This is a genomic window from Streptomyces sp. NPDC031340, assembly GCF_055569945.1.
Genome location: NZ_JBVIIE010000021.1, coordinates 53953 through 77801, shown reverse-complemented (window position 1 = coordinate 77801; position 23849 = coordinate 53953). Strand labels below are relative to the sequence as shown.

24 protein-coding genes, 2 tRNA genes and 1 other RNA gene are annotated in these 23849 nt (G+C 74.0%); 14 read left to right on the top strand and 13 right to left on the bottom strand.

Annotated features, from left to right (window positions below):
* Positions 1 to 43: 43 nt before the first annotated feature.
* The 5 genes from ACZ5GT_RS18475 to ffs all read right to left on the bottom strand — a co-directional run bounded on the left by ACZ5GT_RS18475 (position 44) and on the right by ffs (position 7926).
* Positions 44 to 1540, bottom strand: coding sequence for a N,N-dimethylformamidase beta subunit family domain-containing protein (locus tag ACZ5GT_RS18475; protein ID WP_469024600.1), 1497 nt, complete (start codon positions 1538 to 1540; stop codon positions 44 to 46).
* Between the two features lie 251 nt (positions 1541 to 1791).
* On the bottom strand, positions 1792 to 3693 hold the full coding sequence (locus tag ACZ5GT_RS18470) for a hypothetical protein (protein ID WP_469024596.1): 1902 nt from the start codon (positions 3691 to 3693) through the stop codon (positions 1792 to 1794).
* A gap of 302 nt (positions 3694 to 3995) precedes the next feature.
* The gene (gene purD, locus ACZ5GT_RS18465; protein WP_469024592.1) at positions 3996 to 5246 is read right to left on the bottom strand and encodes a phosphoribosylamine--glycine ligase; all 1251 of its coding nucleotides are present in this window, start codon (positions 5244 to 5246) and stop codon (positions 3996 to 3998) included.
* Positions 5247 to 5514: 268 nt separating this feature from the next.
* Positions 5515 to 7782 carry a DNA polymerase III subunit gamma and tau gene (locus ACZ5GT_RS18460; protein WP_469024587.1) on the bottom strand — a complete coding sequence of 756 codons (2268 nt, stop codon included), beginning with the start codon at positions 7780 to 7782 and terminating at the stop codon, positions 5515 to 5517.
* Positions 7783 to 7827: 45 nt separating this feature from the next.
* An RNA gene (gene ffs, locus ACZ5GT_RS18455) (signal recognition particle sRNA small type) lies at positions 7828 to 7926 on the bottom strand.
* 72 nt (positions 7927 to 7998) lie between these two features.
* Here ffs and ACZ5GT_RS18450 point away from each other — a divergent pair.
* A tRNA-Ser gene (locus ACZ5GT_RS18450) sits at positions 7999 to 8086 on the top strand.
* A gap of 112 nt (positions 8087 to 8198) precedes the next feature.
* On the opposite strand, the gene ACZ5GT_RS18445 is transcribed toward ACZ5GT_RS18450, so the two are convergent.
* Both ACZ5GT_RS18445 and ACZ5GT_RS18440 read right to left on the bottom strand, forming a co-directional pair.
* Positions 8199 to 8594 (bottom strand): hypothetical protein, encoded by a 396-nt coding sequence (locus ACZ5GT_RS18445; RefSeq protein ID WP_469024583.1) that lies wholly within the window; start codon positions 8592 to 8594, stop codon positions 8199 to 8201.
* 95 nt (positions 8595 to 8689) lie between these two features.
* Positions 8690 to 9274 (bottom strand): hypothetical protein, encoded by a 585-nt coding sequence (locus ACZ5GT_RS18440; protein ID WP_469024577.1) that lies wholly within the window; start codon positions 9272 to 9274, stop codon positions 8690 to 8692.
* Between the two features lie 440 nt (positions 9275 to 9714).
* On the opposite strand from ACZ5GT_RS18440, the gene ACZ5GT_RS18435 reads away from it, so the two are divergent.
* Positions 9715 to 10827 carry a YihY/virulence factor BrkB family protein gene (locus ACZ5GT_RS18435; RefSeq protein WP_469024566.1) on the top strand — a complete coding sequence of 371 codons (1113 nt, stop codon included), beginning with the start codon at positions 9715 to 9717 and terminating at the stop codon, positions 10825 to 10827.
* A gap of 35 nt (positions 10828 to 10862) precedes the next feature.
* Here the strand turns inward: ACZ5GT_RS18435 and ACZ5GT_RS18430 are convergent, their stop codons facing one another.
* The 5 genes from ACZ5GT_RS18430 to ACZ5GT_RS18410 form a co-directional block, all read right to left on the bottom strand.
* Positions 10863 to 12692, bottom strand: coding sequence for a copper resistance CopC/CopD family protein (locus tag ACZ5GT_RS18430; RefSeq protein ID WP_469024761.1), 1830 nt, complete (start codon positions 12690 to 12692; stop codon positions 10863 to 10865).
* 198 nt (positions 12693 to 12890) lie between these two features.
* Positions 12891 to 13658, bottom strand: a complete 768-nt coding sequence (locus ACZ5GT_RS18425; protein ID WP_469024561.1) for an SDR family NAD(P)-dependent oxidoreductase — start codon at positions 13656 to 13658, stop codon at positions 12891 to 12893.
* Entirely contained in the window at positions 13655 to 14128 is a 474-nt protein-coding gene (locus tag ACZ5GT_RS18420) for a cupin domain-containing protein (RefSeq protein WP_469024558.1), read from the bottom strand. Before ACZ5GT_RS18420 ends, ACZ5GT_RS18425 begins: the two co-directional genes overlap by 4 nt.
* Before the next feature lie 9 nt (positions 14129 to 14137).
* Entirely contained in the window at positions 14138 to 14740 is a 603-nt protein-coding gene (locus ACZ5GT_RS18415) for a GNAT family N-acetyltransferase (RefSeq protein WP_469024555.1), read from the bottom strand.
* Complete coding sequence (locus tag ACZ5GT_RS18410; RefSeq protein ID WP_469024552.1) at positions 14733 to 16877, bottom strand: penicillin acylase family protein; 2145 nt, start codon at positions 16875 to 16877, stop codon at positions 14733 to 14735. Before ACZ5GT_RS18410 ends, ACZ5GT_RS18415 begins: the two co-directional genes overlap by 8 nt.
* 255 nt (positions 16878 to 17132) lie before the next feature.
* Here ACZ5GT_RS18410 and ACZ5GT_RS18405 point away from each other — a divergent pair, with 255 nt between their 5' ends.
* The 6 genes from ACZ5GT_RS18405 (at position 17133) to ACZ5GT_RS18380 (ending at position 20351) form a co-directional block, all read left to right on the top strand.
* Positions 17133 to 17726: an HhH-GPD-type base excision DNA repair protein gene (locus tag ACZ5GT_RS18405; protein ID WP_469024548.1), complete on the top strand. Its 594-nt coding sequence runs from the start codon at positions 17133 to 17135 to the stop codon at positions 17724 to 17726.
* Between the two features lie 145 nt (positions 17727 to 17871).
* Complete coding sequence (locus ACZ5GT_RS18400; protein WP_469024542.1) at positions 17872 to 18537, top strand: HdeD family acid-resistance protein; 666 nt, start codon at positions 17872 to 17874, stop codon at positions 18535 to 18537.
* Positions 18538 to 18615: 78 nt separating this feature from the next.
* Positions 18616 to 18939, top strand: a complete 324-nt coding sequence (locus ACZ5GT_RS18395) for a hypothetical protein (protein WP_469024538.1) — start codon at positions 18616 to 18618, stop codon at positions 18937 to 18939.
* Between the two features lie 48 nt (positions 18940 to 18987).
* Entirely contained in the window at positions 18988 to 19122 is a 135-nt protein-coding gene (locus ACZ5GT_RS18390; protein WP_469024771.1) for a hypothetical protein, read from the top strand.
* Between the two features lie 192 nt (positions 19123 to 19314).
* A complete protein-coding gene (locus tag ACZ5GT_RS18385) occupies positions 19315 to 19611 on the top strand; it encodes a type II toxin-antitoxin system VapB family antitoxin (protein WP_003999914.1) in 297 nt (98 codons plus the stop codon).
* Positions 19612 to 19733: 122 nt separating this feature from the next.
* Positions 19734 to 20351 (top strand): LytR C-terminal domain-containing protein, encoded by a 618-nt coding sequence (locus tag ACZ5GT_RS18380; RefSeq protein ID WP_469024758.1) that lies wholly within the window; start codon positions 19734 to 19736, stop codon positions 20349 to 20351.
* 137 nt (positions 20352 to 20488) lie between these two features.
* On the opposite strand, the gene upp is transcribed toward ACZ5GT_RS18380, so the two are convergent.
* Positions 20489 to 21124: a uracil phosphoribosyltransferase gene (gene upp / locus ACZ5GT_RS18375; protein ID WP_324790207.1), complete on the bottom strand. Its 636-nt coding sequence runs from the start codon at positions 21122 to 21124 to the stop codon at positions 20489 to 20491.
* A gap of 136 nt (positions 21125 to 21260) precedes the next feature.
* Between upp and ACZ5GT_RS18370 the strand changes: the two genes are divergently transcribed.
* From ACZ5GT_RS18370 to ACZ5GT_RS18345, 6 genes are all read left to right on the top strand, one after another.
* On the top strand, positions 21261 to 21569 hold the full coding sequence (locus ACZ5GT_RS18370) for a hypothetical protein (protein WP_469024767.1): 309 nt from the start codon (positions 21261 to 21263) through the stop codon (positions 21567 to 21569).
* Positions 21570 to 21883: 314 nt separating this feature from the next.
* Positions 21884 to 22411 carry a tRNA adenosine deaminase-associated protein gene (locus ACZ5GT_RS18365; protein ID WP_360746349.1) on the top strand — a complete coding sequence of 176 codons (528 nt, stop codon included), beginning with the start codon at positions 21884 to 21886 and terminating at the stop codon, positions 22409 to 22411.
* A gap of 56 nt (positions 22412 to 22467) precedes the next feature.
* Positions 22468 to 22899, top strand: a complete 432-nt coding sequence (gene tadA, locus ACZ5GT_RS18360) for a tRNA adenosine(34) deaminase TadA (protein ID WP_398280280.1) — start codon at positions 22468 to 22470, stop codon at positions 22897 to 22899.
* Positions 22900 to 22944: 45 nt separating this feature from the next.
* A tRNA-Ser gene (locus ACZ5GT_RS18355) sits at positions 22945 to 23029 on the top strand.
* Between the two features lie 313 nt (positions 23030 to 23342).
* Positions 23343 to 23522, top strand: coding sequence for a hypothetical protein (locus tag ACZ5GT_RS18350; RefSeq protein WP_469024522.1), 180 nt, complete (start codon positions 23343 to 23345; stop codon positions 23520 to 23522).
* The gene (locus ACZ5GT_RS18345; protein ID WP_469024519.1) at positions 23519 to 23812 is read left to right on the top strand and encodes a Dabb family protein; all 294 of its coding nucleotides are present in this window, start codon (positions 23519 to 23521) and stop codon (positions 23810 to 23812) included. The genes ACZ5GT_RS18350 and ACZ5GT_RS18345 overlap by 4 nt, the downstream gene beginning before the upstream one ends.
* Positions 23813 to 23849: the final 37 nt, after the last annotated feature.

Here is a 23849-nt window from a genome sequence, read left to right as displayed (position 1 = left end):
GTATGCCGGAGATCGGTCTTGGCGGGGGTCGGTCGAGCGAGGCTCAGTCACGTTTGCAGATGCGGTCCAGGAGGTTCGCGGTGGCGCGCTGGACGCGCGCGTCGACATGGCCCGGACGGTCCAGGGCCGGGGACCAGGCGTACGTCCCGGACGCGAACACCAGCGCGCCGGACGGTGCCCGGTACAGCGACGTCTCCTGGTGGCGCGGGACGCCGTCGGCGTCGGTGTACGGGGAGTGGGCGAGCAGGATCCGCTCGTCGTGCTCGGGCAGCGGGGTGCGCGGGAAGTAGCGGTCCGCCTCGCCCGCGACCAGGCCGTCGACCGCGTCGCCCTCGCCCGCGCCGGTCGCCTCCCACAGCCAGTGGCGGGCGTTTCGGACGATCAGGGGATGCGGCTCGGGGACCCGGCCCGCGTACTGGATGCCGACGAGTTGCTGCTCCGGGCGGTCGATCTCGCGCCAGAGCGCGGGCCTGCCCGGCCCTCTGCCCTTGCGGCAGGTCAGCAGCCGGTCGGGGACGCCGGACGGGGACGGGCTCAGCTCTGCCTGCCAGTACAGGGTGCCCGCGGAGAGGAAGACGAGCGAGGTGCCGTGGTCACGGGCGCGTTCCACGGTGCGGCGCATGGCGGCCGACCAGTACTCGTCAGGGCCGGGGAAGACCAGGCCGCGGTAGCGGGCCGGGTCGATGTACCCAGAGTGCAGGTCACGGGCGTCGGCGTAGGCCAGGTCGTAGCCGTGGCGCTCGGCGAAGCGGATGACGTCGTAGGCGTGTCCGGCCTGCGGCGGAAGGCCGGCGCCCGCGTACGGGCGGTCGAAGGAGACCGTGGTGGCGGCGTCCTCCTCGCCCAGCAGGCGGCCCTGCCCGTCCCAGGCGTGGTGGAGGCTGGCGCCGGTGCGGCCGTCGTGCGGGTAGAGGTTGTGGGCCTGCCAGGTGATGTCGGGCAGGACCACCAGCAGGTCCGCCGGCTGGTCGTCGCGGACGGTGAAGGGGATGTGCGAGCGGTAGCCGTCGGCGGTGGTGAGCACGGCCACGTACGCGCCGGCGTACCAGTGCGACGGGATCTGCAGGCGCCAGGACAGCCACCAGTGGTGGCAGGAGACCGTGCGGTCCGCGGCCAGCGGCGGGGGCTGGACGATGCCGGACAGCCGGGGACTGGCGGTGACCTTGACGGCGCCGTCGCCGCCGTAGTGACCGATGCGGTAGATGTCGACGCCGAACTCCTGGGGCGGGTAGACGGTCACGTGGAAGTCGACGGCCTCACCGGGGGCGACCGCGCCGGTGGAGGCGAAGCCCTTGATCTGGCCGTGCACGTCGTCGGCGGCGCGAGGGCCGCCGGTGCCCGTCCTCGGCGCGGGGACACGGGGCGTGTCGCCGGGCGGCCGCCGGGCGCCCGGGTCCGCATGCCGGGGCACGAGCTGCGCGGTGGCGTCGGCGTACGTCTCGGTGCCGCACAGCCAGGGGACGGGGGTCGGTCCGAAGGCACCGGTCACGGCGTGCGTCGGCGCTCCGGGCGGCCGACGGCGAATCTGTTTGGACGCCATGGTCGCTCCCCTCCCTCGGGTGTCGGAAGCGCGCGTGTCATGGGCGCGGGCGGTCTCAGCACATCACATTAAGCACGCGGACTGTCACTGTTCGTCGCGAATCGGCCTGAAGTGGAAGCGGGGATCCGGCCGGGACAGCCGCCGGGTGAGGCGCCGGGGGCTCACCGCAGGATTGCGGTGCTCTCACCGCGGGGACAGGACGCCGGGCGCGTGGGCGGGAGGGCGGGGCGTCGGCCGGGAGGGCGGGGGCGTCAGACCAGGCGGACTGGCTTCTCCGGGCGTATGCCGGTCTCCACCAGCCACTCCCGCAGTGGGGCCGGGTCGCCGTCCTCGACGAGACGGAGAACGCGGGGGGTCAGGTCGGCCGCGCGCCGGCCGTGGAGCAGCAGCGAGGGGCCGTCCAGCCAGTCGAGGCCGGGGATGGCGCCCGCGGTGTCCATGGCGGCGCAGCACACCATGGCGGTGACGTGGTCGGCGAGCAGTTCACGGCCGGTGCGCGGTGGCTGGAGGGGGAAGAGGGGCAGCGCGTTCTCGTCCCAGAGCGCGGGCTCGCCTTCCTGCCCGGCGGAGTCCGGCGCGTCGCGTCCCGGCGGGGCCGCCGCCTCTTCGCGGGCCAGTTCGGCGGTGATGCCCGCGGCGAGGGTGGCGGCCGCCTCGCTCACTTCGTCGCCGTCGCCGCCGTCCTCGCCCTCGCCGCCCTCGCCGCCCTCGTCGTACGGCGCGTCGGGGGCTTCCGGGTGGGGAGCGGAGGTCGGCGAGGTGAAGGTGACGGCGGTGTCCTGATCCGGCGAGGCCGGGCTCGGGGGCGTGTGCTGCGGCGGGGTCGTCAGGTGGTCGAGGATGCGGGACAGGGTCGGGCCGTCGGAGGACGGGGCCTCGGGACCACGGGCGGTGAGGCCCTGGGGACGGCCGACGCCGAGTGCGTCGAGGACGCGGTGGAGGCGGGCCGCGTCGACGCGCCACTTGCGGTCGACGACCTCCTCCGGATACTCCCGCCAGTCCACGGGCGCCCAGTCGGGGCCGTTCTCCGCCGGGCCGCCGTGGAAGAGGCGGGCGGCCAGCAGCGAGGCGGCCTCGTCCACCGCCCCGGGCTCCTCGAGCAGGTCGCAGGCGGGGCGCTCGCCGAGGCGGGAGGCGAAACCCTCGGCCAGGCGGTCGCGCCGGGACAGCTCGGTGAGCGCGGCGACGACGCCCGCGTCCAGACGGGAGGGCCAGCGGCCCATGCGCCAGGCGGGCAGCGCCACCCGGGTCAGCAGCCGGTCCCAGCCCGCGTACGCCAGGCCCACCTGCTCCTGCGCGACGATCCGGAGGCCGTAGTCCACGGTCTGTGCGCGCTCCGCGGCGGCGGCCGCGACCCCGCGCTCCATCTCGGCCGCGTGCTCCCGGCAGCTGCGCAGCAGCAGGCGGGCCACCCAGCCGAGTCCCGCGCAGCCCACTCGGGTCAGCGGGCACCGGTCGGGCGCCGCGGAGACGGCGACCGCGGCGTCGAGCCCCCGCACGAAGCGGCGGGCCGCGGCTATGTCCGGGTGCGCCGAAGGTCCCGTACCGGCGACGACGGGGGCGAGGACCGCGCGCAGCTCGCCGACGCGCATCCACCACAGGAAGGGGGAGCCGATGACCAGCACGGGGGCGGCGACGGCGCGGCGGTGGAGGCCGCGTACGCCGGTCATCTCGTCGTGCCCGTCCGGCATCCCGGACGCCCGGCGGCCCGGCCGGACGCCCTCGGGCGGGCCGTGCGCCGGGTGGGTGCGGTCCTCCAGCCAGCTGTCGCAGTCCGGGGTGAGCGCTATCGCCGACGGGGCCGGGACGTCGAGGCGGTCCGCGAGGTCGCGCACCATCCGGTACAGGTCCGGGGCGGACTCCTCGGCGATCGGCACCGTGGGGCTCATGGCGGGGCGGGCCCGGGCCACCACCAGGGCGACGACTCCGGCGGCGAGCAGCGCGAGGGCGGCGAATGGGATCGACACCCAGCGGGCGGCCTGCCAGAAGGGGCCCACCAGGTGCTCCGTGGACACGCCGGCCAGCAGCACGACGGCGACCGCCGCGGGCAGCAGGGCGACGGCCAGCGCCCGGCTGCGCACCCGCAGCACGGCGAGAGCCCTGGCGCGTGCGGCCTGCGCACCCGCTTCCGCACCCGCACCGGTACCGGTCACGAGCGACCTCACCCCCTCCCCGGTTGTCCCGGTCGGCTGGCCTTCCTGGCGTTGCTCATTCCCCCACTGTGGCACTCGGCAGTGACATCGCAATGTCGGCGGGGCCAAGTGCCGGAGCGCTTGCGCGGCACCATAGTTGGGGCCCCGGCCCACGTCAGCCGGATGGGGCATCGGTCACTCGATGGAATGGCTCTGGTCAGAGGTGGGTGACAGAAAGAAAAGATCAGGCCCATGATCGGGGCATGCGACAGGCCCCGTTCCGAAGACGGACACGGGGCCTGCGGGGGTTCATCCGGGCGGCGTCAGATCCCGGCCGCCTTCGCGGCGATGTCCGTGCGGTGCTGGGAGCCGTCGAGGCCGATCCGGGAGACGGCCCGGTAGGCGCGGTCGCGGGCTTCGGCGAGGTCGGCGCCGGTCGCGGTGACGGACAGCACACGGCCGCCGGCGCTGACCACCGCGTCGCCCTGCCGCTTCGTCCCGGCGTGCAGGACGTAGGCGTGCGGGGCATCCTGCGCGGCCACCTGGTCGAGGCCGGTGATGGGGTCTCCGGTGCGCGGGGTGCCGGGGTAGTTGTGCGAGGCGACGACCACGGTGACCGCGGCGTCTCCGCTCCAGCGCAGCGGCTCGAGGTGGGCGAGGGTGCCGTTCGCCGCGGCGAGCAGGACACCGGCCAGCGGGGTCTTGAGGCGGGCCAGCACGACCTGGGTCTCGGGGTCGCCGAAGCGGGCGTTGAACTCGATGACCCGCACCCCGCGGGAGGTGATCGCGAGTCCGGCGTACAGGAGACCGGAGAAGGGGGTGCCGCGACGGCGCATCTCGTCGACCGTCGGCTGCAGAACGGTCTGCAGGACCTCCTCGACCAGCTTCGGCTCGGCCCACGGCAGCGGCGAGTAGGCGCCCATGCCGCCGGTGTTCGGACCCTCGTCGCCGTCCAGCGCCCGCTTGAAGTCCTGGGCGGGCTGGAGCGGGACGACGGTCTCGCCGTCGGTGATCGCGAAGAGGGAGACTTCGGGGCCGTCGAGGTACTCCTCGATGACGACCCTCTCGCAGCCGGCGGCGTGCGCGATGGCCGCGTCGCGGTCCTCGGTGACGACGACGCCCTTGCCCGCGGCGAGACCGTCGTCCTTGACGACGTACGGAGCGCCGAAGGCGTCGAGGGCCTGCCCGACCTCCTCGGGGGTCGTGCAGACGTACGAGCGGGCGGTGGGGACTCCGGCCGCCGCCATCACGTCCTTGGCGAAGGCCTTGGAGCCCTCGAGCTGCGCGGCCTCCCCGGAGGGGCCGAAGACCGGGATGCCGGCCTCGCGCACGGCGTCGGCGACCCCGGCGACGAGCGGCGCCTCCGGGCCGACGACGACGAGCCCGGCCTCCAGCTCGGCGGCCAGCGCGGCAACGGCCTTGCCGTCCAGGGCGTCGACCTGGTGCAGCTCGGCGATCTCGGCGATGCCGGCGTTGCCGGGCGCGCAGTACAGCGCGGTGACGGCGGGGTCGAGGGACAGGGAGCGGCACAGGGCGTGTTCGCGGGCGCCGCTGCCGATGACGAGGACCTTCACGGGGTCAGCCTAACCGGCGGAAGCGTTCTGCTTGTGCGGGCTTCCGAAGGGCGGACGGCGCGCACGTGGTGCGTTCCTCCAAACTGGCGTCCGGCCGGAGGCCGGGGAGGAGGCACGCGGGATCCTCGGCCACCGGTGGCGGACGGCCGGTGGCGGACGGCCGGTGGCGGACGGCCGGTGGCGAACAGGTCCGCGCCCGCGGGCGCCGGGCCGGGCCGAGCGGGGCCGCGGCACCCGTGTCACTCCTGTCCCTATGCCACTCGTTATGTCACTCGTTCGAGAACTCCTCCACGACCGTCGCTCCCAGTTCCCGCACGATGAGTTCGTGGCCCGAGAGGGCCGACTCGTTCAGGTCGGGGTCGTCGTCCTCGGGGATGTCGTCCTCGGGGGCGACCGGAGGCGGCGGCTCGGGGGCGGCCGGCCGGGACATCTGCCCGGGGGCGGCAGGGGACGGTGCGGCAGGGGGCGGGGTGGGGGTGGCCGGCCGGGGTGCCGGGGAGGGCGGTCGTTGCTGCTGGGGAGCGCCGCCGGGGCCGCCGTAGCCGCTGTTGAAGCCGGAGGGGCCGGAGTGGCCGCCGGCGGGGGCGGGGGGCGCGGAGCCGCCGGACGGGTCGACGACCGCCTCGATCTTCCACTGGACGTGGAACTGCTCGGCCAGCGCCTGGCGCAGCACGTCCTCACTGCCGCTGCTGGTGAAGTTGTCCCGGGCGCCCGCGTTGACGAAGCCGATTTGGAGGGTCGCGCCGTCGAAGCCGGCCACCTGGGCGTTCTGGCTGAGCAGGATCCAGGTGAAACGGCGGCGGTTCTTGACCGCTTCCAGGATGTTCGGCCAGAGCGTGCGGGGGTCGAGGCCGCCGCTCGGCGGTGCGTAGGCAGGTGCGGGCGCCGCCGGCGCGGGGGCCGTCGCGGGCACGGGCGCGGCGGCCGCGGGGGCCGGCGCGGGCTGTCCGGCCCCGGCGGGGGTAGCCGTGGGCCAGCCACCGGGGCGACGGCCTCCGCCGGCCGGAGCCGCGGTGGGCCAGGCCCCGGGCGCGGGGGCGGCCGCCGGGGGCGACTGCGGCTGCTGAGGCCGGCCGGGGGGAGGCGTGACGGGCGCGGGCGCAGGCGCGGATGCGGGTGTCGGCGCGGGTGCGGGTGCGGATGCCGCGGCGGGCAGGCCCGCGCCCGCTCCGTGCGCCTCAGCACCGGCTGCCGGCGGGCCACCAGCTGGACCCGCGCCCGGCGCCCCGGAGCCTCGTACGGCAGCCCGGGCCGCGGCGGGGCCCCCGCCGGGCGGGACCGGCGCTCCGGCGCCGCCGGGCACCGCTCCCCCGGGCGCGTGCGCGTCCGGTCCGGGCACGTAGCCCATCGCGGGCGCACCGCCGCCTCCGGAGAAGCTCACCCCGCGCTCGATCCGGTCCAGCCGGGCCATCACGGAACGCTCGTCCCCGTAGGCGGCCGGCAGCAGCACGCGGGCGCAGATCAGTTCCAGCTGCAGGCGGGGAGAGGTCGCGCCCCGCATCTCGGTCAGCCCCTGGTTGACGAGGTCGGCGGCGCGGCTGAGCTCGGCCGCGCCGAAGGTGCCGGCCTGGGCCTGCATCCGCTCGACGACGTCGGCGGGCGCGTCGATGAGGCCCTTCTCGGCCGCGTCGGGCACCGCGGCGAGGATCACGAGGTCGCGCAGCCGTTCCAGGAGGTCGGCGACGAAGCGCCGCGGGTCGTTGCCGCCCTCGATGACACGGTCGACGACCTCGAAGGCGGCGGCGCCGTCACCGGTGGCGAAGGCCTCGACGACGGAGTCGAGCAGCGAACCCTCGGTGTAGCCGAGCAGGGAGGTGGCCATGGCGTACGTCACACCGTCCGCCCCCGCACCGGCGAGCAGCTGGTCCATGACGGACATGGAGTCACGCACGGAACCGGCGCCGGCGCGCACGACGAGCGGCAGCACGCCGTCCTCGACGGGGATGTCCTCCTTCTGGCACACCTCGGCGAGGTAGTCCCGGAGGGTGCCGGGCGGCACGAGCCGGAACGGGTAGTGGTGGGTCCGCGACCGGATGGTCCCGATGACCTTCTCCGGCTCGGTGGTCGCGAAGATGAACTTCAGATGCTCGGGCGGCTCCTCCACCACCTTGAGCAGCGCGTTGAAGCCGGCCGACGTGACCATGTGGGCCTCGTCGATGATGTAGATCTTGTACCGGCTGCTCGCGGGGCCGAAGAAGGCCTTCTCACGCAGCTCACGGGCGTCGTCCACACCACCGTGGGAAGCGGCGTCGATCTCGATGACGTCGATCGATCCGGGCCCGTTCCTCGCCAGGTCACGGCAGGACTGGCACTCCCCGCACGGCGTCGGCGTCGGCCCCTGCTCGCAGTTCAGGCACCGGGCCAGGATCCGCGCGCTGGTCGTCTTGCCGCACCCGCGCGGCCCGCTGAACAGGTACGCGTGATTGACCCGGTTGTTGCGCAGCGCCTGCTGCAGCGGGCCGGTCACATGCTCCTGCCCGATGACCTCGGCGAACGACTCCGGGCGATAGCGGCGGTACAGCGCGAGAGACGACACGCATACGAGGTTATAGGCGCCCACTGACAACCCAACCGCCCCGCCGACGCAAGCGCCCCCCACGCACCCGCCAGAGCCGACCTACCCTTGCTGCCTTCCGGCCCTGGGGGAGTTCAGTCAGATAGCGCCGCGTGAGGGGCTGTGCACAGAGTACCTGATCGCGGCAGCCGGGAACGAGTTCGCGAGCACTCCTCTCGGTCATGTAATGTTTCCGACGGAGGATTCGCCTAGAGGCCTAGGGCGCACGCTTGGAAAGCGTGTTGGGGGCAACCCCTCACGAGTTCGAATCTCGTATCCTCCGCCAGCTCAGAGGGCCGGACCGCGCAAGCGGTCCGGCCCTCTGGCGTTCGCCCGTCTTGTGTTCGCCCGTCTGGTGGGCGGGGTGCACGGTGGGAGATCACCGGGTCGACGACCAGTCAGGAGTGACCGCCACCGCTGGAAGAGTGGTGACTGTGGCCGCTCCCGCCGACGGGTTCGTGGGAGCTCCCTCGGTGGGAGGCGGCGTGCTGGTTCAGGACCTTCATGATCTCCGAGGCCAGCGCATCCGCCAGGGTGGGTGCGAGGGATTCCGCCATTGCGGTCGCCAAGGCCTGCGCGAACAGTACCCTTTCCAGTTCCGAGGAACGGGAAGGCGGCCGGGCAAGGAACTCCACGGCCGCTTCCATCAAAGCTCCAGCCAGTGGGGCTTTTCCATGCTTGACACCGGTGCCGTTGTGCGTAATGCCGGCATCGCGCACCATTTCCTCGAAGACCTCGTCGATGAAGGCCTCCACGGGATCCCGTTCCGATTCTCCGCCGGACTCAGCTGCCATTGTCGTTCCTCAAGTCTTCGATTGCCTTACGGGACCTGCCCCCCCGGCGCCGACCACGCCGACGACCGGAAGGGCAGGGATGTCGCCTTTTCCTGTCAGCGGCGCATGAGCGCGGCCAGCAGCAGCGGGTGCTCGATGCCGGACTCCTCGCCACCGCGCTCCCCACGACGGCGCATCAGCGCGGCGAGCAGCAGCGGGTTCTGGATGATGGACTCGCCGCCCCGCTCCTCACGACGGCGCATCAGCGCCGCGAGCAGCAGCGGGTGCTGGATGATGGACTCCTCGCCACCGCGCTCCTCACGACGGCGCATGAGGGCCGCGAGCAGCAGCGGGTTCTGGATGATGGACTCGCCGCCCCGCTCCTCACGACGGCGCATCAGCGCGGCCAGCAGCAGCGGGTGCTGGATGATGGACTCCTCGCCACCGCGCTCCTCACGACGGCGCATCAGCGCGGCGAGCAGCAGCGGGTGCTGGATGATGGACTCGCCGCCCCGCTCCTCACGCCGACGCATCAGCGCGGCCAGCAGCAGCGGGTGCTCGATGATCTGCTCCTCACCGCGGTCCTCACGGCGGGCCAGCATCGCTGCCAGCAGGAGCGGGCCGAAGGCGGATTCCTCGCCGAACTCTTCCTGGCCGGCCTCGGCCTTTTCACGAGTGGGAGTCTCCGTCGTTGCCGTCATGGTTCCCTCTTTCTTCGACGCATGTTCAGCGGAGTTCTCGGCCTTTACCGGCCCAGCGCTCCGCCCTTCACCGCCATCGTCGAGGCGCACGGCGTCGGCCGCACTTCGATCATGCGCCAGATGGCTGGCGAATTCCCGAAAACGCGCGCACGTCGAATGCGGGAGTTATAGCGGCAGCAAATGCGGGAAGAGTTCTCGTTCCGGCCCGCCCCGCGGGCCTCGGCGCCGCGGGCCCCGGCCCGTACGTCAGCGGACCACCGTCATCACGATGACCACCGCTGACGCCGTGCCCGTCACCTCCACGCCCGCCACACCGGTGCCCGCGGCCGGCGCCGGCGGCGGCTTCCACTGATCACCCGACCGGCCCACCGGGTTCCCGGTGCCCGGGGCGGGCTGTGGTCGTGGGGCTTGAGGCGGAAGGCTGGGGGCACCCGGCGCCCATGAATCGACCGCTCGAACCCAGGCATACGCGTCACCCGGCACATCCCGGTCCACGCGATCCGGATTCCGGCCAGGAGCGGGCGGCGGACACCTCCGAGAAGCCCTCTGAGGAGTCTTCCGAGGAGTCGTTCGGGCCGGCGCCCGAGGTCGAGGAGCGCGCTCCGGACACACCGGTCGACCTGCCCGGACAGCGCTGGGGCGCGGCGGTGAAAGGCACCTTGAAGGAGTTCAAGGACGACGAGCTGACCGACCGGGCGGCCGCGCTGACGTACTACTCGGTGCTCTCGCTCTTCCCGGCCCTGCTGGTGCTGGTGTCGCTGCTCGGTCTGGCCGGCAGGTCGGCCTCCGAAAAGGTGCTGGACAACGTCAACCGGCTCGCGCCCGGCTCGGCCCGGGACATCCTCACCCGCGCCGTCCGCCAGTTGCAGGACAACGGCGGTCTCGGTTCGGTCATGGCCGTCGTCGGTCTGGTGCTGGCGGTGTGGTCCGCCTCCGGGTATGTCGCGGCGTTCATCCGCACCGCCAACGCGGTCTACGACATCCCCGAGGGACGCCCGGTGTGGAAGATCCTGCCGGTGCGGCTCGGGGTGACCGTCACGCTCATGGTGCTGGCCGTCATCAGCGCGCTGATCGTCGTCTTCACCGGCGGCGTCGCCCGGCAGGCGGGGAAGGCGCTCGGCATCGGCAACACGGCGCTGACCGTCTGGTCCATCGCGAAGTGGCCGGTGCTGATCCTGCTGGTCACGATCATGATCGCGATCCTGTACTGGGCGACGCCGAACGCCAAGGTGCGCGGCCTGCGGTGGGTCACGCCGGGCAGCTTCCTGGCCCTGCTGATCTGGCTGGCCGCCTCGGCCGGGTTCGCGGTCTACGTCGCCAACTTCGCGTCGTACAACAAGACGTACGGCACGATGGCGGGGGTGATCGTCTTCCTGATCTGGCTGTGGATCGGCAACCTCGCCATCCTGCTGGGCCTGGAGTTCGACGCGGAGACGGTACGGCAGCGGGCCCTGGCCGGTGGGCATCCGCCGGACGAGGAGCCGTACGCCACGCCGCGCGACACCCGCGCCTGGGACGAGGAGGACCGCCGCCGCCTGCGCGGCACCACGTGACGGCGCCGCCTCCCCGACCGCACCGGTCAGTACTGTCAGCCGACGATGCGTACCGGCTTCGTGACGGTCACCTGGTCGACGTCGGAGACCCGGACCGTGACCCTCATCGTCCAGGTCCCGGCCAGGGGGAGGGTGAGGGAACCGGTGCCCCAGTAGCCGCCCCGGTCGGTGAGCCGGGCGTCGACCGGGCCGATCCCGCGGGCGGGCAGCGTGAGCGACATCCGCAGTTCGGGGACGGTGGAGATACCGCCGTCGGACCCGTAGACCACGGCCTGCACGGAGTTGCCGCCCACCCGGCCGGGGTCGAGGGTGATCTGCACCTTGCCGCGGCCGCCGGGGGTGCCGACGTCGAAGGGGACCGTCGTGACCGAGGCCACCGGCAGACCGCCCGCGGTGGTCGCCGGACCTCGGGCCGCCTCGGCCTCGGCGCGGCCGGGCAGGGTGCCGGTGAGCACGGTGGTGATCACCAGCACCACCAGCCCGACGGCGACCTCGGCCAGCACGCAACGGCGCAGGAGGCGGCGGTCGTCGCCGGACACCTCGCCGTCCGCCTCGCCGGGCACCTCGGCTGCTGCCTCGCCGGCCGCCTCGACCGCATCGGTCACCCCGGCGGGCTCCGGCGGCAGGGACGGCAGCGACGGCGGGCCGCCCACCGGCTCGGAGACCCGCTCGGAGACCCGCTCGGCCACGGCCGCCTCCGCCCGCGCCGCCGGCAGCCGCGCCGTTCCGCGCCGGGACAGCCCGGCCGCCGCCACCAGCAGCACCACCGCCGCCAGCTTCGCGGTCAGCAGGCGGCCGTACGTGGTGCCGGTGACCTGGTCCCAGGAGCCGAGGCCCCGCCAGGACTGGTAGACGCCGGTGACCACGAGGACGGTCACGCAGGCGAAGGCGACGCGGGAGAACCGGGCGACGACGGCCGCCGGGACCCGGTGGTGGCTCAGCGTGCGCAGCAGGGCCGTCAGGCCGCCCAGCCAGACCGCCATGGCCAGCAGGTGCAGCACCGACGACGTCATCGCCGCCGGCACCTGGATCCCGGCCGACGCGTGCTCGGCGGACGCCCAGGTCAGCGCCAGGCCCACGGCGAGCACGGCGCCCGCCGCGAGCGCCCGGCGGGACCACGCCCCGGGCCCGCGCCCGCGCAGCCACCGGGCCCACACAGCCGCCGCCACCAGCAGCAGCGCGAGCCGGGCCAGCAGGGCCAGGCCCGGGCGGCCCGTCAGGGTGCGGGTCAGGGTGGAGGGGTCGAAGGCGGCTGACGGGCCCGCGCCCGTCTCGTAGGGGCCGCGCAGCACCAGCAGGGCGAGCGTGGCGGCGAGCAGCGTCCACCAGCCCGCTGCCAGGGGCCGCCGCAGCGCGCCCCACTCGGGCGGCCGGCACAGCACCACGAACGCGGCCGTGCCGATGAGCAGGGCCGCGGCCAGGTACGCCAGGTAGCGGACGATGGTGAAGAGGCTGCCGGTGACCGGGTCCTCGACCGGGCCGGTGCCCACGGGCGCCGTGGTCGCGGAAGGCCGGCCGATGGAGAAGGTGAAGGCGCCGGACACCGGGTGGCTGTCGGCGGAGACGACCCGCCACGCCACGACGTACGTGCCCTCGGACAGGTCGGCGGGCAGCGGCACCCGCACCGTGTCGGAGCCGCCGGGGCCGTGCTGGGCGCCGCCCGTGCGGATTCGCCGGTTGCCGGGGTCCAGGAGGCGCACCGAGTCGTCGAGCAGTGCGACGGACTCGGTGAAGGTCAGGGTGAGGCGGCGGGGGGCGGAATCGAGGACGGTGCCGTCGGCGGGGTCGCTGGAGCGCAGGGCCGCGTGGGCGGACGCCGGGACCGCGCCGCCGAGGACGAGCAGGATCAGCAGGGCGCCGAGCAGGGCGAGGCGCGGCGGTCGCCGCGGCCCCCGGCGGGCTGATCCGAGGCGCCGGGGCCCCCGGCGGGCCGGCCCGGCACGGTGCGCTGTGTCACCCGTCACGTCGTATGTCGAACTGATCGCCACGCTCCGTCACTCTCCGCCGTCCGGTCGTCCCGTCTTGGCCCTTCCGTAGAGGTACGCACGCGAGTGCCCGCCCGCTCACCACGTCGGCCGCGCCGACACCCCGCCGTCGACGACGAGGTCGTGCCCGGTGATCCAGGAGGCGAGCGGGGAGGCGAGGAACACGCAGGCGTCGCCCACGTCCTCCGGCCGTCCGAGCCGCCCCGCGGGCGCCGCCGCCCGCCATCGCCGCACCCCCTCCGGCCAGTCCTCGGCCAGTCCCGGGCGGTCGATCAGGCCGGGCGAGACCGTGTTGACCCGGATGCCGTGCGGGCCGTACTCCAGGGCGGCGGAGCGGGCGTGCATCACGACCGCCGCCTTGGACGCGCTGTAGTGCGCGTGCAGCGGGGCGGGCTGCCGTCCCTCGATGGAGGCGATGTGCGTCACGGAACCCCCGCCGGCCTGCTTCCGCATGATCTCGGCGGCGGCCTGCGTGCAGGCGAAGACGCTCGACAGGTTGGCGTCGACGACCGACCGCCACTCGGCCGCCGTCATGCCGGGCAGTTCCCGGACCGGCTGCACGCCCGCGTTGTTGACCAGCGCCGTGAGCCGCCCGCCGCCCCACTCGGCCGCCTCCCGCACGACCCGCGCGCACGTCTCCTCGTCGGTGAGGTCGCCCCGCAGTACGACGGCCCGTCCGCCCGACGCCTCGATGCGGCGGGCCACGTCGCGCGCCGCGTCCACCGCCGTACGGCAGTGCACGGCGACCGCCGCGCCCTCCTCCGCCAGCCGCACCGCGATGCCCCGCCCGAGACCGCCGCTCGCGCCCGTGACCAGGGCGACCTGGCCCGCCAGCAGGGAGGTCATGGGCGGCACAGCCGCGCGATCCGCGCCGCCTCGGCGGGATACCGCGCGGTCAGCGCGGCCGCGTCGCCGTGCTCGTAGTCGGCGTAGGTGAAGCCGGGCGCCATCGTGCAGCCGAAGAACGTCCACGCCCCGCCCGCGGCGACCCGTCCGCCCATCCAGGTGCCGGCCGGGACGGTCAGCTGGGGCTGCTGGCCGTTCAGGACGTCCGGCCCGAGGACGGCGCCGGCGGAGGCGCCGTCCGGGGCGAGGAGCAGCAGTTCCAGCGGGTCGCCCAGGTAGAAGTGCCAGATCTCGTCGGTGGGCAGCCGGTGCAGGGCGGAGAAGTCGTCCGCGGTCAGCAGGGCGACGATCGCGGTGCCCTCCGGTCGCCCGTCGGCGCGCTCGGGGCCCGCCCAGGTACGGCGGAACAGGCCGCCCTCACGCGGGATCGGCTCCATCCGGTAGTGGGCGACGAGGTCTTCCGGAGTCATCCGGCGAGGCTACCGCCCGCCCTCGGCCCGCTTGTGGAGGAACGCCAGCCGGGCCGTCTTGGCGGGCAGGTACACGTCCGGGAGGTCGACCTCGGGGAGCACGACCACCGGGCCCGCCGTGAAGCCCTGGCGAAGGAAACGGGCGACCGCCTTCTCGTTGCGCACGTCGGGGTCGACCACGATCCGGCGCCGGTCCGGGCCGGTCAGGAGGTGGGCGGTGACGACGCCGAGCAGCGCCGCCGTCCAGCCGGGACGCGGGCCGCCCGGCCCGGCGGGTGCGAGCAGCAGGTGCAGGCCGACGTCGCCGGGGCGCACCTCGTAGCACTCGCCGACCCGGTCGGCCCGCGGGTCGTACGTCTGCACCAGCGCGGCGGGTTCGCCGTCCTTGACGATCAGGAAGGCGTGGTGGGTGTCGAGGCCGGCCAAGTGGGCGTAGATGTCGGTCACCTGGTCGCGCGTCAGGCCGTTCATGCCCCAGAAGGCGGCGCGTTCCTCGCGGACCCAGCGGTGGACCGTGGCGGCGTCGCCGTACGGGTCGAGGGGCCGGATGCGGACGGTGCCGAAGCCGTCGACGGTCTCCTCGTGGACCGGGGCGGGCGGGATGTCAGGCATGGCTCTCCTTCTCGAGGCGGGCGAAGTCGGTGACGACCGGGACGAGGTCTCCGGTGAGCCACCGGGGGAGCTGGTCGCGGTGGTGGGGCGAGCCGGGGACCCCGGAGGCGCCGAACGGGACCACCCACCGGCTGTCCTCGCGCCGGGCCAGGTCCCACACGTAGCGGGCGGCCGGACCGCGCGCGGCCCGATCGGTCACGCCGGGCACGCCGGAGGTGCACAGCACGCAGTCGTGGTCGCCGGACAGGGCCGGTTCGCCGTACCCGGAGGCGGGAGTGGGCAGCGCCCGCCAGGGGGCGAGGCGGTGGGTGTCGCCCCAGGTGCCTTCCGGACCGGTGGCGGCCACCTCCTCCAGGGCCGCGCGGACCATGGCCGGGCGGTCGACGCCGTACAACTCCTCGGCCCGCAGCAGGTGTTCGAGGGCCAGGCCGATGCGCGGCGGCAGGGCGAGCCAGGGAAGGAAGACCTCCGGGTAGGCGGGCGGCACGCCCAGCGCGGCGAACGCCGGGTGCGCGGCGAGCCGGCGTACGACCGCCCCGCGCACCGCCGCGTAGCCGGCCGCGTCGGCGCTGTCCGCGTCCATCCGGCGGTCCCAGCGCAGCAGGCGGTCGCGCAGGGCGGCGGCCTCGGGGGACAGGCCGTCCAGGGCCGCGAGGAGGTCCAGCAGGGGCGCGGCGGAGGCGAGGTGGGTGTCCATGTGGATCGCCGCCATGTCGCCGGGTGCCCACCGGTCCTTTTCCGCCAGCAGGGCGGTGATGCGGTCGGCGCGGTGCGGCGGGGCGAACTCGACGCCGAGGGCCGCCGCGGGGCCGCGCTGGTTGGCCATCACCGCGACGCCGTCGGTCAGGCCGGCCCGCGGGGGTTGGTGCCAGCCCCGCCACTCGTGACCGGGCTCCCACGCGGGTACGAGCCGGACGCGGTTCGCCGCGGAGCGCACGGGCACCCGGCCCGCCACCCGGTGCAGCACGCCGCCCTCGGTGTCGCCGGCCAGTACGACGTTGACCGGCTCGGCCCACAGGTCGACGGCGCGGTCGACGTCACCGACCCGACGCGCCCTCAGCAACGGGAGCAGGGCGCTGAAGCCGAGGTCACCGGTGACCCGGGGCGGGTAGCGCAGCGCCAGGGCGAGGGGGACGGGGATGCCGGGGGCGCCTGCAGTCGGCGGTGTCCCGGCCTCCGTCCCCCCGCCGTCCTGGCCCTCCGGCACACCGCCGTCCAGGCCCTCCGGGCCGCCGATGATCACCGGTCCGCGGGCGGTTTCGAGGATCTCGATCTCGATCGGTTCCTCCCCGGCCACCTCGACGGTCTCGGTGTGGCGTGAGGCGCGGTGCCAGGCGCCGTCCGGGCCGAGGGCCTGCACGCCCGCGCCGGTGCGTCTGAGGCGCTCCCGGTACAGGTCCTGGTAGTCGGCCATGGCGTTGGTGATCGCCCAGGCGACCGTGCCCGTGTGGCCGAAGTGGGCGATGCCGGGAACGCCGGGGACGGCGAGGCCGACGACGTCGAACTCGGGGCAGGAGAGGTGGATCTGCTGGTAGACGCCCGGGTCCTCGATGAAGCGGTGGGGGTCGCCCGCGAGGACGGCGTGCCCGGTCGCGCTCCGCTCGCCGCTCACCAGCCAGCCGTTGCTGCCCGAGGTGCCCGGCCCGTCGGCGGCGAACAGGCCGACCGCCTCGGGCCCGAGGTGCGCCAGGGCCTGTTCGCGCCAGAGCTTGGCCGGGAAACCCGCGAAGAGGATGTGCGTGGCGAGCCAGACGCCGAGCGGGGTCCACGGCTGCCAGCGGCCGGGGCGCAGGCCGGTCGCGGCGAACTCGGGCGCCGCGGCCCGCGGGAGTTCCGCGTTGACCCCGTCGACGTACGCCAGGACCCACTCGGCGGTCTCCGGGTCCTGTTCCGCCAGGCTCGCCCAGCAGCGGCGGGCGGTGTCGTCGAGGCGGGCGCGGCGGGCGAACACGTCCCAGGGCAGGGCCGCGGCGCCGAGGAAGGACGCCGAGGTGCCCTGGGCGCGGTGCCGCTCGACCTCCAGCTGCCAGGCCCGGTCGCGGGCGGTGACGACGCCCTGGGCGCGGGCGAGTGCGCGGGCGTCGTCGGCGCGCAGATGCGGGATGCCCCAGGCGTCGCGACGGATCTCGGCTGCCATCCGCGACCCCCTTTCACTTAAGTAAGCCTTGCCTAACCAATCGGACGGAATCGTACGTCAGGGGGTGAAGGCGCCATACGGCCGGAGCGTCCTACCGTGCCGGGAAGGCCATACGGCCGGAGCGCCGCACCGTGCCGGGAAGGCCATACGGCCGGAGCGCCGCACCGTGTCGGGAGGGGCACACGGCCAGGAGGGCCGTACGGCCGGAAAGGCGCACCGCGCGCGGCCACGATCGGTCCGCGGGATCATCGACCCATGGACGTCACCCTGCACCTCGCCCAGGACCCCGAGGCCGACGAGCTCCTCGGGCGCTCCCCGCTCGCCGCGCTCGTCGGGATGCTGCTGGACCAGCAGGTCCCCATGGAGTGGGCGTTCAAGGGACCCCGCACGATCGCGGACCGGCTCGGCGCCGACGACCTGGACGCGCACGACATCGCCGTGCAGGACCCGGAGGCGTTCGCGGCCCTGCTGGCCGAGAAGCCGGCCGTGCACCGCTATCCCGGCTCCATGGCCAAGCGCGTCCAGGAGCTGTGCCAGTACCTGGCCGAGCACTACGACGGCAACGCCGAGCTGGTCTGGAAGGGCGTCACCGACGGACGCGAGCTGCTGCGCCGCCTGCAGGAGCTGCCCGGGTTCGGCAGGCAGAAGGCGCAGATCTTCCTGGCCCTGCTGGGCAAGCAGCTCGGCGTGCGCCCGGAGGGCTGGCAGGAGGCCGCCGGCGCGTACGGCGAGCCGGGGTCGTTCCGCTCCGTCGCCGACATCACCGGGCCGGAGTCGCTGGCCAAGGTGCGCGCCCACAAGCAGGAGATGAAGGCGGCCGCAAAGGCGGCGAAGAGCGCCCGCGGCTGAACGGTCGAACGGGACGGTCGGGCGAGCGAGCGGGACAGTGGAGCGAGACTGTCGGGCGAGCTGGACCATCGGGCGGCCGGACGGCCGTAAGCCGACCGGCCCGCCTCCGGTGGCGGCCCGGCCGGGGCCGGTCCCAGCATGGACCATGAACGAGGCACCGACCGGCTCCCCACAGGGCCCTCACTACGACGACCGCAAGGTCCACGCCGCAGGCCACGTACCGGGCCCGCACGAACCCGAGCCGCCCCTCGAAGGACCCCTGCACGCGCTGTCCCATGCCGCCTGGCAGGTCGTCCTGCTCACCGGTGTGGCGTCCCTCGTCCTGGGCGTCCTGCTGCTGGTCTGGCCGGGCCCCTCGCTGCTCGCCGTGGGCATCCTGTTCGCCCTGTACCTGCTGATCAGCGGCGTCTTCCAGCTGGTCGCCGCGTTCGGCACGCACCGGACGACGTCCCTGCGCGTGCTGGCCTTCGTCAGCGGCTCCCTGTCGATCCTGCTGGGTCTGTTCTGCCTGCGCGGGCCCATGCGCTCGATCCTGCTGCTCGCCCTGTGGATCGGGATCGGCTGGCTCATCCGCGGGATCACCCAGACCCTCGCCGCCGCCTCCGACCGGTCCATGCCGGCGCGCGGCTGGCAGATCTTCCTCGGGATCCTCGCCTTCCTGGCCGGGATCGTGCTGATCGTCTCGCCCTTCGCGTCGGTCGCCGTGCTCACCCTGGTCGGCGGGATCTGGCTGGTCGCGGTCGGCGTCGTGGAGATCGTCACCGCGCTGCGCATCCGGGGCGTGGCCCGGCAGGTACCGCGCGCCCTGTGACCGGCCCCCGGTACGCCGAACGGGCGGATTCCGCGTCCGCATGACGCACACCGGGCGTGCCGGGGGAAGCCACCCGGCGTGAGCACCGCACGACGCCTCCCGCGCGGCCGCGCCTGGCCGCGGCTGCTCGTGCTGCTGTTCGTCCTGCTGGTGCCGGCCGCGCACACCGACGTCCTGACCCCACCGGCGATGTCCGTGCAGACCGCCGAGTACGACGCCCCGGACACGGCCGTACGGCCCCCGGCACCCGCCGCTCACCGTCCCGCCGCGCCCCCGCGCCCGGCCCCCGTCCCGGCCGCCGCGCCCGCCGCGCGCGCCGTGCCCGGGGCCCGCCCGGGCGCCGCGCCGCCGCTGCCGCCGTACGCCCTGCGGGCCCGGCGCTCCGTGGTCCTGCGCTGCTGACCGGCCCTCCTCCCCCGGCCCGTCGGCACCAACGCAAGGAGCACTCCCATGCCCACAGACATGCCCACCGACCCGTACGCGGTCCTGCGCGCCCTGCTGCGCGCGGAGGCCGTGCGCAGCGCGTCCCGGCCGCAGCGCACGGAAGCGGAACCGCGGCCGGCCGAGCAGCAGCGGCGCGGCTGACCGCGGGGCCGGGCGCCGCCGGACGGCGCCCGGCCCACCCCGGCGGCTTTCGGTCATCCATGCGGACATGTCCCGGCAAGCCGGTCGCGACCACCCCCTTTGACCGACATGGCCGGAATCTTCGTCTACTTGTCCCGCCCCGCCCCGGCCCGGAGGCTGCGCCCGGCGAGGCTTGCCCGGTAGGCTTTCCGTGTGATCTTCAAGCGCATCGGAAACGGCCGGCCGTACCCCGACCACGGCCGGGAGAGCACCCGGCAGTGGGCGGACGTCGCGCCACGCCCGGTCCGCCTCGATCAGCTCGTGACGACCAAGGGGCAGCTCGACCTGGAGACCCTCCTGGCCGAGGACTCGACCTTCTACGGCGACCTGTTCGCCCACGTCGTCAAGTGGCAGGGCGACCTGTACCTGGAGGACGGACTGCACCGCGCGGTGCGGGCGGCGCTCCAGCAGCGCCAGGTACTGCACGCGCGCGTCCTGGAGCTGGACTGACGCCCTCCCGCGCACCGGGTTGGACCTTTCGGGTTGACTGAGCGGCGTCCAATGATCATCTAGTAGGAATCACCGCCCGGGCGCACTACGCTGCGCCCATGAGCATGCTGACTCCCCCGGGCATGGGCGGGAAGTACCGGATCACGGGGGACACGTACCCGCGGATGCGGCCGCGCCGACGGCACGGAAGGCTCCTGGTCGCCGCGACGGCGTCGGTCGCCGTGCTCGGTCTGCTCGGCTGGGGCACCCTGCAGCTCATCGACGTCTTCACCGGCGGCGGAGAGAAGGACTCGGGGGCCCGCACCAAGGCGGCCTGCGCGGCCCAGGCGCGGCCGTCGGCCACCCCGGCCGCGCTGCCCCGACCCGCGCAGATCACGGTCAACGTGTTCAACGCCACGCCCCGCAGCGGGCTGGCCAAGGAGACCGCCGACGAACTGAAGAAGCGCGGCTTCAAGATCGGCGACATCGGCAACGCGACCAAGGAGTACGACAAGAAGGTCAAGGGCACCGGGCTGCTGCTCGGCCCGGCCGCGTCGCTGAAGACCTCGCTGCCCGTGCTCGCCACCCAGATCGCCTCCGCCGAGCAGCGCGCCGACGCGGCCCGCAAGGGCACCGACGTCGACCTGATCATCGGCAGCGGCTTCAAGGCGCTCACCAAGAAGGCGGACGCCGACAAGGCACTGGCCACGCTGGCCGAGCCCCGGCCGACGCCCGCCCCGAGCAAGAAGAAGGGCTGCTGAGCCCGGCGGACGCGGCGCTGAGCCCGGCGAGGGAGAGCCGCTGAACCCGGTGGGCCCTCCTCCGCCGAACCCGGCAGGCTCCGTGGGCGGGGAGGCCACCCGGGGCCGGGCCCGCCCGGGGACCGGCCCGCCCGGGCCTATTCGGCGGCGCCGTAGAGCCGGTCGCCCGCGTCGCCCAGGCCCGGCACGATGTAGCCCTGCTCGTTGAGGTGGTCGTCGACGGCGGCCGTCACCACCGTCACCGGGGTGCCCGCCAGCTCGCGCTCCATGACCTCGACGCCCTCCGGGGCGGCCAGCAGCACCACGGCGGTCACGTCGTCGGCGCCGCGCCTGATCAGCTCCCGGATCGCGGCGACCAGCGTGCCGCCGGTGGCCAGCATCGGGTCCAGGACGTACATCTGGCGGCCGGAGAGGTCCTCGGGCATGCGCGTGGCGTAGGTGGAGGCCTGCAACGTCTCCTCGTTGCGGATCATGCCCAGGAAGCCCACCTCGGCAGTCGGCAGGAGCCGCATCATGCCGTCCAGCATGCCGAGCCCGGCGCGCAGGATCGGCACGACCATCGGACGCGGGTGGGACAGCTTGACCCCGGTGGTCGCCGCGACCGGCGTGTTGATGTCGACCTGCTCGGTGCGCACGTCGCGCGTGGCCTCGTAGGCGAGCAGGGTGACCAGCTCGTCGGCGAGACGGCGGAAGGTCGCGGAGTCGGTGCGGCGGTCGCGCAGCGTGGTGAGCTTGTGGGCGACCAGAGGGTGGTCGACGACGTGGAGACGCATGACCACACAGTAACCGGGCCCGCCGGGGCCGGCGTCCTCACCAGGCACAAGCCGCCACACCGGCATTCACTCCGGAGCCGGCATCAAACCACTCACCCGAGGGAAAGCGGGAGGGACGGACCAGGGTGGTGAACCGATGCCTGAGCTGTCTGAGCTGTCTGAGCTGCCGGAAAGCGGACCGGAAGCCGAACCGGAGGGCGAACCGGAAACAGAATCCGAGCCGGAGTCCACCGCGCGGGACACCTCCGCACGGGACACCTCCGCACGGGAGACCTCCGAGCGGGAGACCTCCGAGCGCGAAACCGATGCCGAGCGCCGCAGGCGCCGCGCCCAGTTCCTGCGCGACCTCGCCGAGGCCCGTGAGCTGCGCGCCCGGGTCCAGCCCCGGCGCGCCAAGGCGGCCCGGCTGCGCCACGCGCTGCGCATGCGGACGTTCCGCTGGTAGGACCAGCCGCTCCGCCGCGCCGGGAAGATCTTCGGGGCACACGGGTGTTGACCGGGTGGCCGTGCATGGACTCGGGGGAAAGCCGCGTACGATCCGCTGGTGGCGGCAACGAGTGTGCTGGTGAGTGCTTGACCGACGCGCCCGCGGACGCGCGGTCGAAACTGCCGGACACAGGGAGCCGAAGACGTCCCCTGAACGCCTTGTTTCTGCCACGATTCCGAGTGGGTGGGGCTCGGAGCCCGAGCTCTCCCCGCCCGTAGCCTCCGCCGGGGGGATCCCCAACCGGCACGCCTAAGAACAGTGGGAGAGTCACGGTGTACTTCGCCGCACTGCTCGCGCGCACCGAAGACGGGTGGGAAGCGAGCGACACAGAACTCCTCGACAACGTGGAGACCCTGTCGGATCTGGCCGACCTCGCCCGGGAAGCCTCCGCCGACGAGGACACGGTGCTCGTTCTCATCGAGCAGGAGGACGAGTGGTTCGGCGTCGTCCGGATCGACGGCGAGGACGACCCTCGTATCTACGTCTCGGACGCCGCAGCCGCCGCCCGCAGCAGTTACGGCGAGATCCTGCTCACCGACGAACTGCTCGGAAGGGAGCCCGGCGACGACGGCCCCGACCTGGACTCCCTGGACCTCGACGGCACGGAGGACGGAGAGGACGAGGACGGCGACGAGGACGCCCCGTCCGCCGAGTCCGTGCCGCACGGCCCGGTCGGCGACAGCGAGATCCTCGACGACCTCGGCGTCAGCGCGAAGGAGCTGCGGCTGCTCGACGAGGACGCCCTGACCGCGATCGCCGAGGCCCTGGGCGCCTCGGAGGTACTGGAGACCGTCCGCTGACCTCACCGACCGCACCCCGTACGGCCGACCCGGTACGCGATCCCTGGCGGGCCGCGATGCGGCTCGCCCTGGCCGAGGCCGAGCAGGCCGGCCGGGGCGGGGACGTGCCGGTCGGCGCCGTCGTGCTGGCCCCGGACGGTACGACGGTGCTCGCCGCCGGGCACAACGAACGGGAGGCCACCGGCGACCCCACCGCCCACGCGGAGGTGCTGGCGATCCGCCGGGCCGCCGCCGGGCTCGGCGGGTGGCGGCTGACCGGCTGCACGCTCGTCGTCACGCTGGAGCCCTGCACGATGTGCGCGGGCGCGCTCGTGCAGTCCCGCGTGGACCGGGTCGTCTACGGCGCCCGCGACGAGAAGGCCGGCGCGGCCGGTTCCCTGTGGGACGTGGTGCGCGACCGGCGGCTCAACCACCGTCCGGAAGTGATCGAGGGCGTGCTCGCCGACGACTGCGCCCGGCTGCTCACGGACTTCTTCCGGAACCGCTGAATACCGATTTCTGAGCTGGGCCGGTCTTGCTGTAGGGTCTCCCTCGGTAGCGTGTCCGAGCGGCCGAAGGAGCTCGCCTCGAAAGCGAGTGTGGCGCAAGTCACCGAGGGTTCAAATCCCTCCGCTACCGCTTGCGGAAGGGCCCCGTCGTGAGACGGGGCCCTTCGTGTGCTTACGGACGGACCCTCAAGTGCGCGTCGCCGACGGGGGAGAACAGCGGCGCACACCCCGCAGTGGGGTCCGTCCGGGCCCTTGGGACTCCTGCCAGATCCGCCGGGCTTGGTTCCATGGTGGCCCCCGGCGGCGCCGCGCGGACCCGGCGAAAGCCCCTGATACGCGGGCCGTTGGTCCCTAAAGACGATGTGAGGAAGACGACCCGGGGGTTACACTCGCCGCCGGCAACAGGGGGCCCTCGGGGCACAGCAGTCACAGGGGAGGCCGCGGTGGCGGTGAACTTGAAGAAGATCGCCGTCTACCTGCTCGCGGTCTTCGCGCTGTACGTGATCATCACGGACCCGGCCCGGGCGGCCGACTACGTCCAGATAGGCTTCGAGGGCATATCGGACGCCGCCAAGGCTCTCGGCGACTTCGCGACCTGGGTCGTCAACGGAGGTAAGTCATGATCCGCCATCTGGTCCTCTTCAAGCTCGACGAGGGCGTCGAGCGTGACGACCCGCGCGTCGTGGAAGGCTACGACGCCTTCCGCTCGCTGGAGGGAAAGATCCCCGAGATCCGGTTCTGGGAGCTCGGCTGGAACCTCAGCGACCGGCCCATCGCCTACGACTTCGCCATCAACTCCGGCTTCGACGACATCGCCGGCCTGCGTCGCTACGTCGAGCACCCGGAGCACCAGGCGGGGGTCGCACTGTGGAAGCAGTTCTCCACCTGGGTGATCGCCGACTACGAATACTGAGCCCGGCGTCTTCCGAGCCCTCCGCCGCGACGGCGGG

Bases quoted from the DNA above. Each gene is read 5' to 3' on its own strand.
- ACZ5GT_RS18390 (WP_469024771.1), top strand. From the start codon at position 18,988: ATGCCCACAGACATGCCCACCGACCCGTACGCGGTCCTGCGCGCCCTG.
- ACZ5GT_RS18435 (WP_469024566.1), top strand. From the start codon at position 9,715: ATGAATCGACCGCTCGAACCCAGGCATACGCGTCACCCGGCACATCCC.
- upp (WP_324790207.1), bottom strand. From the start codon at position 21,124: ATGCGTCTCCACGTCGTCGACCACCCTCTGGTCGCCCACAAGCTCACC.
- ACZ5GT_RS18370 (WP_469024767.1), top strand. From the start codon at position 21,261: ATGCCTGAGCTGTCTGAGCTGTCTGAGCTGCCGGAAAGCGGACCGGAA.
- tadA (WP_398280280.1), top strand. From the start codon at position 22,468: ATGCGGCTCGCCCTGGCCGAGGCCGAGCAGGCCGGCCGGGGCGGGGAC.
- ACZ5GT_RS18425 (WP_469024561.1), bottom strand. From the start codon at position 13,658: ATGACCTCCCTGCTGGCGGGCCAGGTCGCCCTGGTCACGGGCGCGAGC.
- ACZ5GT_RS18405 (WP_469024548.1), top strand. From the start codon at position 17,133: ATGGACGTCACCCTGCACCTCGCCCAGGACCCCGAGGCCGACGAGCTC.
- ACZ5GT_RS18475 (WP_469024600.1), bottom strand. From the start codon at position 1,540: ATGGCGTCCAAACAGATTCGCCGTCGGCCGCCCGGAGCGCCGACGCAC.
- ACZ5GT_RS18445 (WP_469024583.1), bottom strand. From the start codon at position 8,594: ATGGCAGCTGAGTCCGGCGGAGAATCGGAACGGGATCCCGTGGAGGCC.
- ACZ5GT_RS18400 (WP_469024542.1), top strand. From the start codon at position 17,872: ATGAACGAGGCACCGACCGGCTCCCCACAGGGCCCTCACTACGACGAC.
- ACZ5GT_RS18380 (WP_469024758.1), top strand. From the start codon at position 19,734: ATGGGCGGGAAGTACCGGATCACGGGGGACACGTACCCGCGGATGCGG.
- ACZ5GT_RS18420 (WP_469024558.1), bottom strand. From the start codon at position 14,128: ATGACTCCGGAAGACCTCGTCGCCCACTACCGGATGGAGCCGATCCCG.
- ACZ5GT_RS18415 (WP_469024555.1), bottom strand. From the start codon at position 14,740: ATGCCTGACATCCCGCCCGCCCCGGTCCACGAGGAGACCGTCGACGGC.
- ACZ5GT_RS18440 (WP_469024577.1), bottom strand. From the start codon at position 9,274: ATGACGGCAACGACGGAGACTCCCACTCGTGAAAAGGCCGAGGCCGGC.
- ACZ5GT_RS18410 (WP_469024552.1), bottom strand. From the start codon at position 16,877: ATGGCAGCCGAGATCCGTCGCGACGCCTGGGGCATCCCGCATCTGCGC.
- ACZ5GT_RS18345 (WP_469024519.1), top strand. From the start codon at position 23,519: ATGATCCGCCATCTGGTCCTCTTCAAGCTCGACGAGGGCGTCGAGCGT.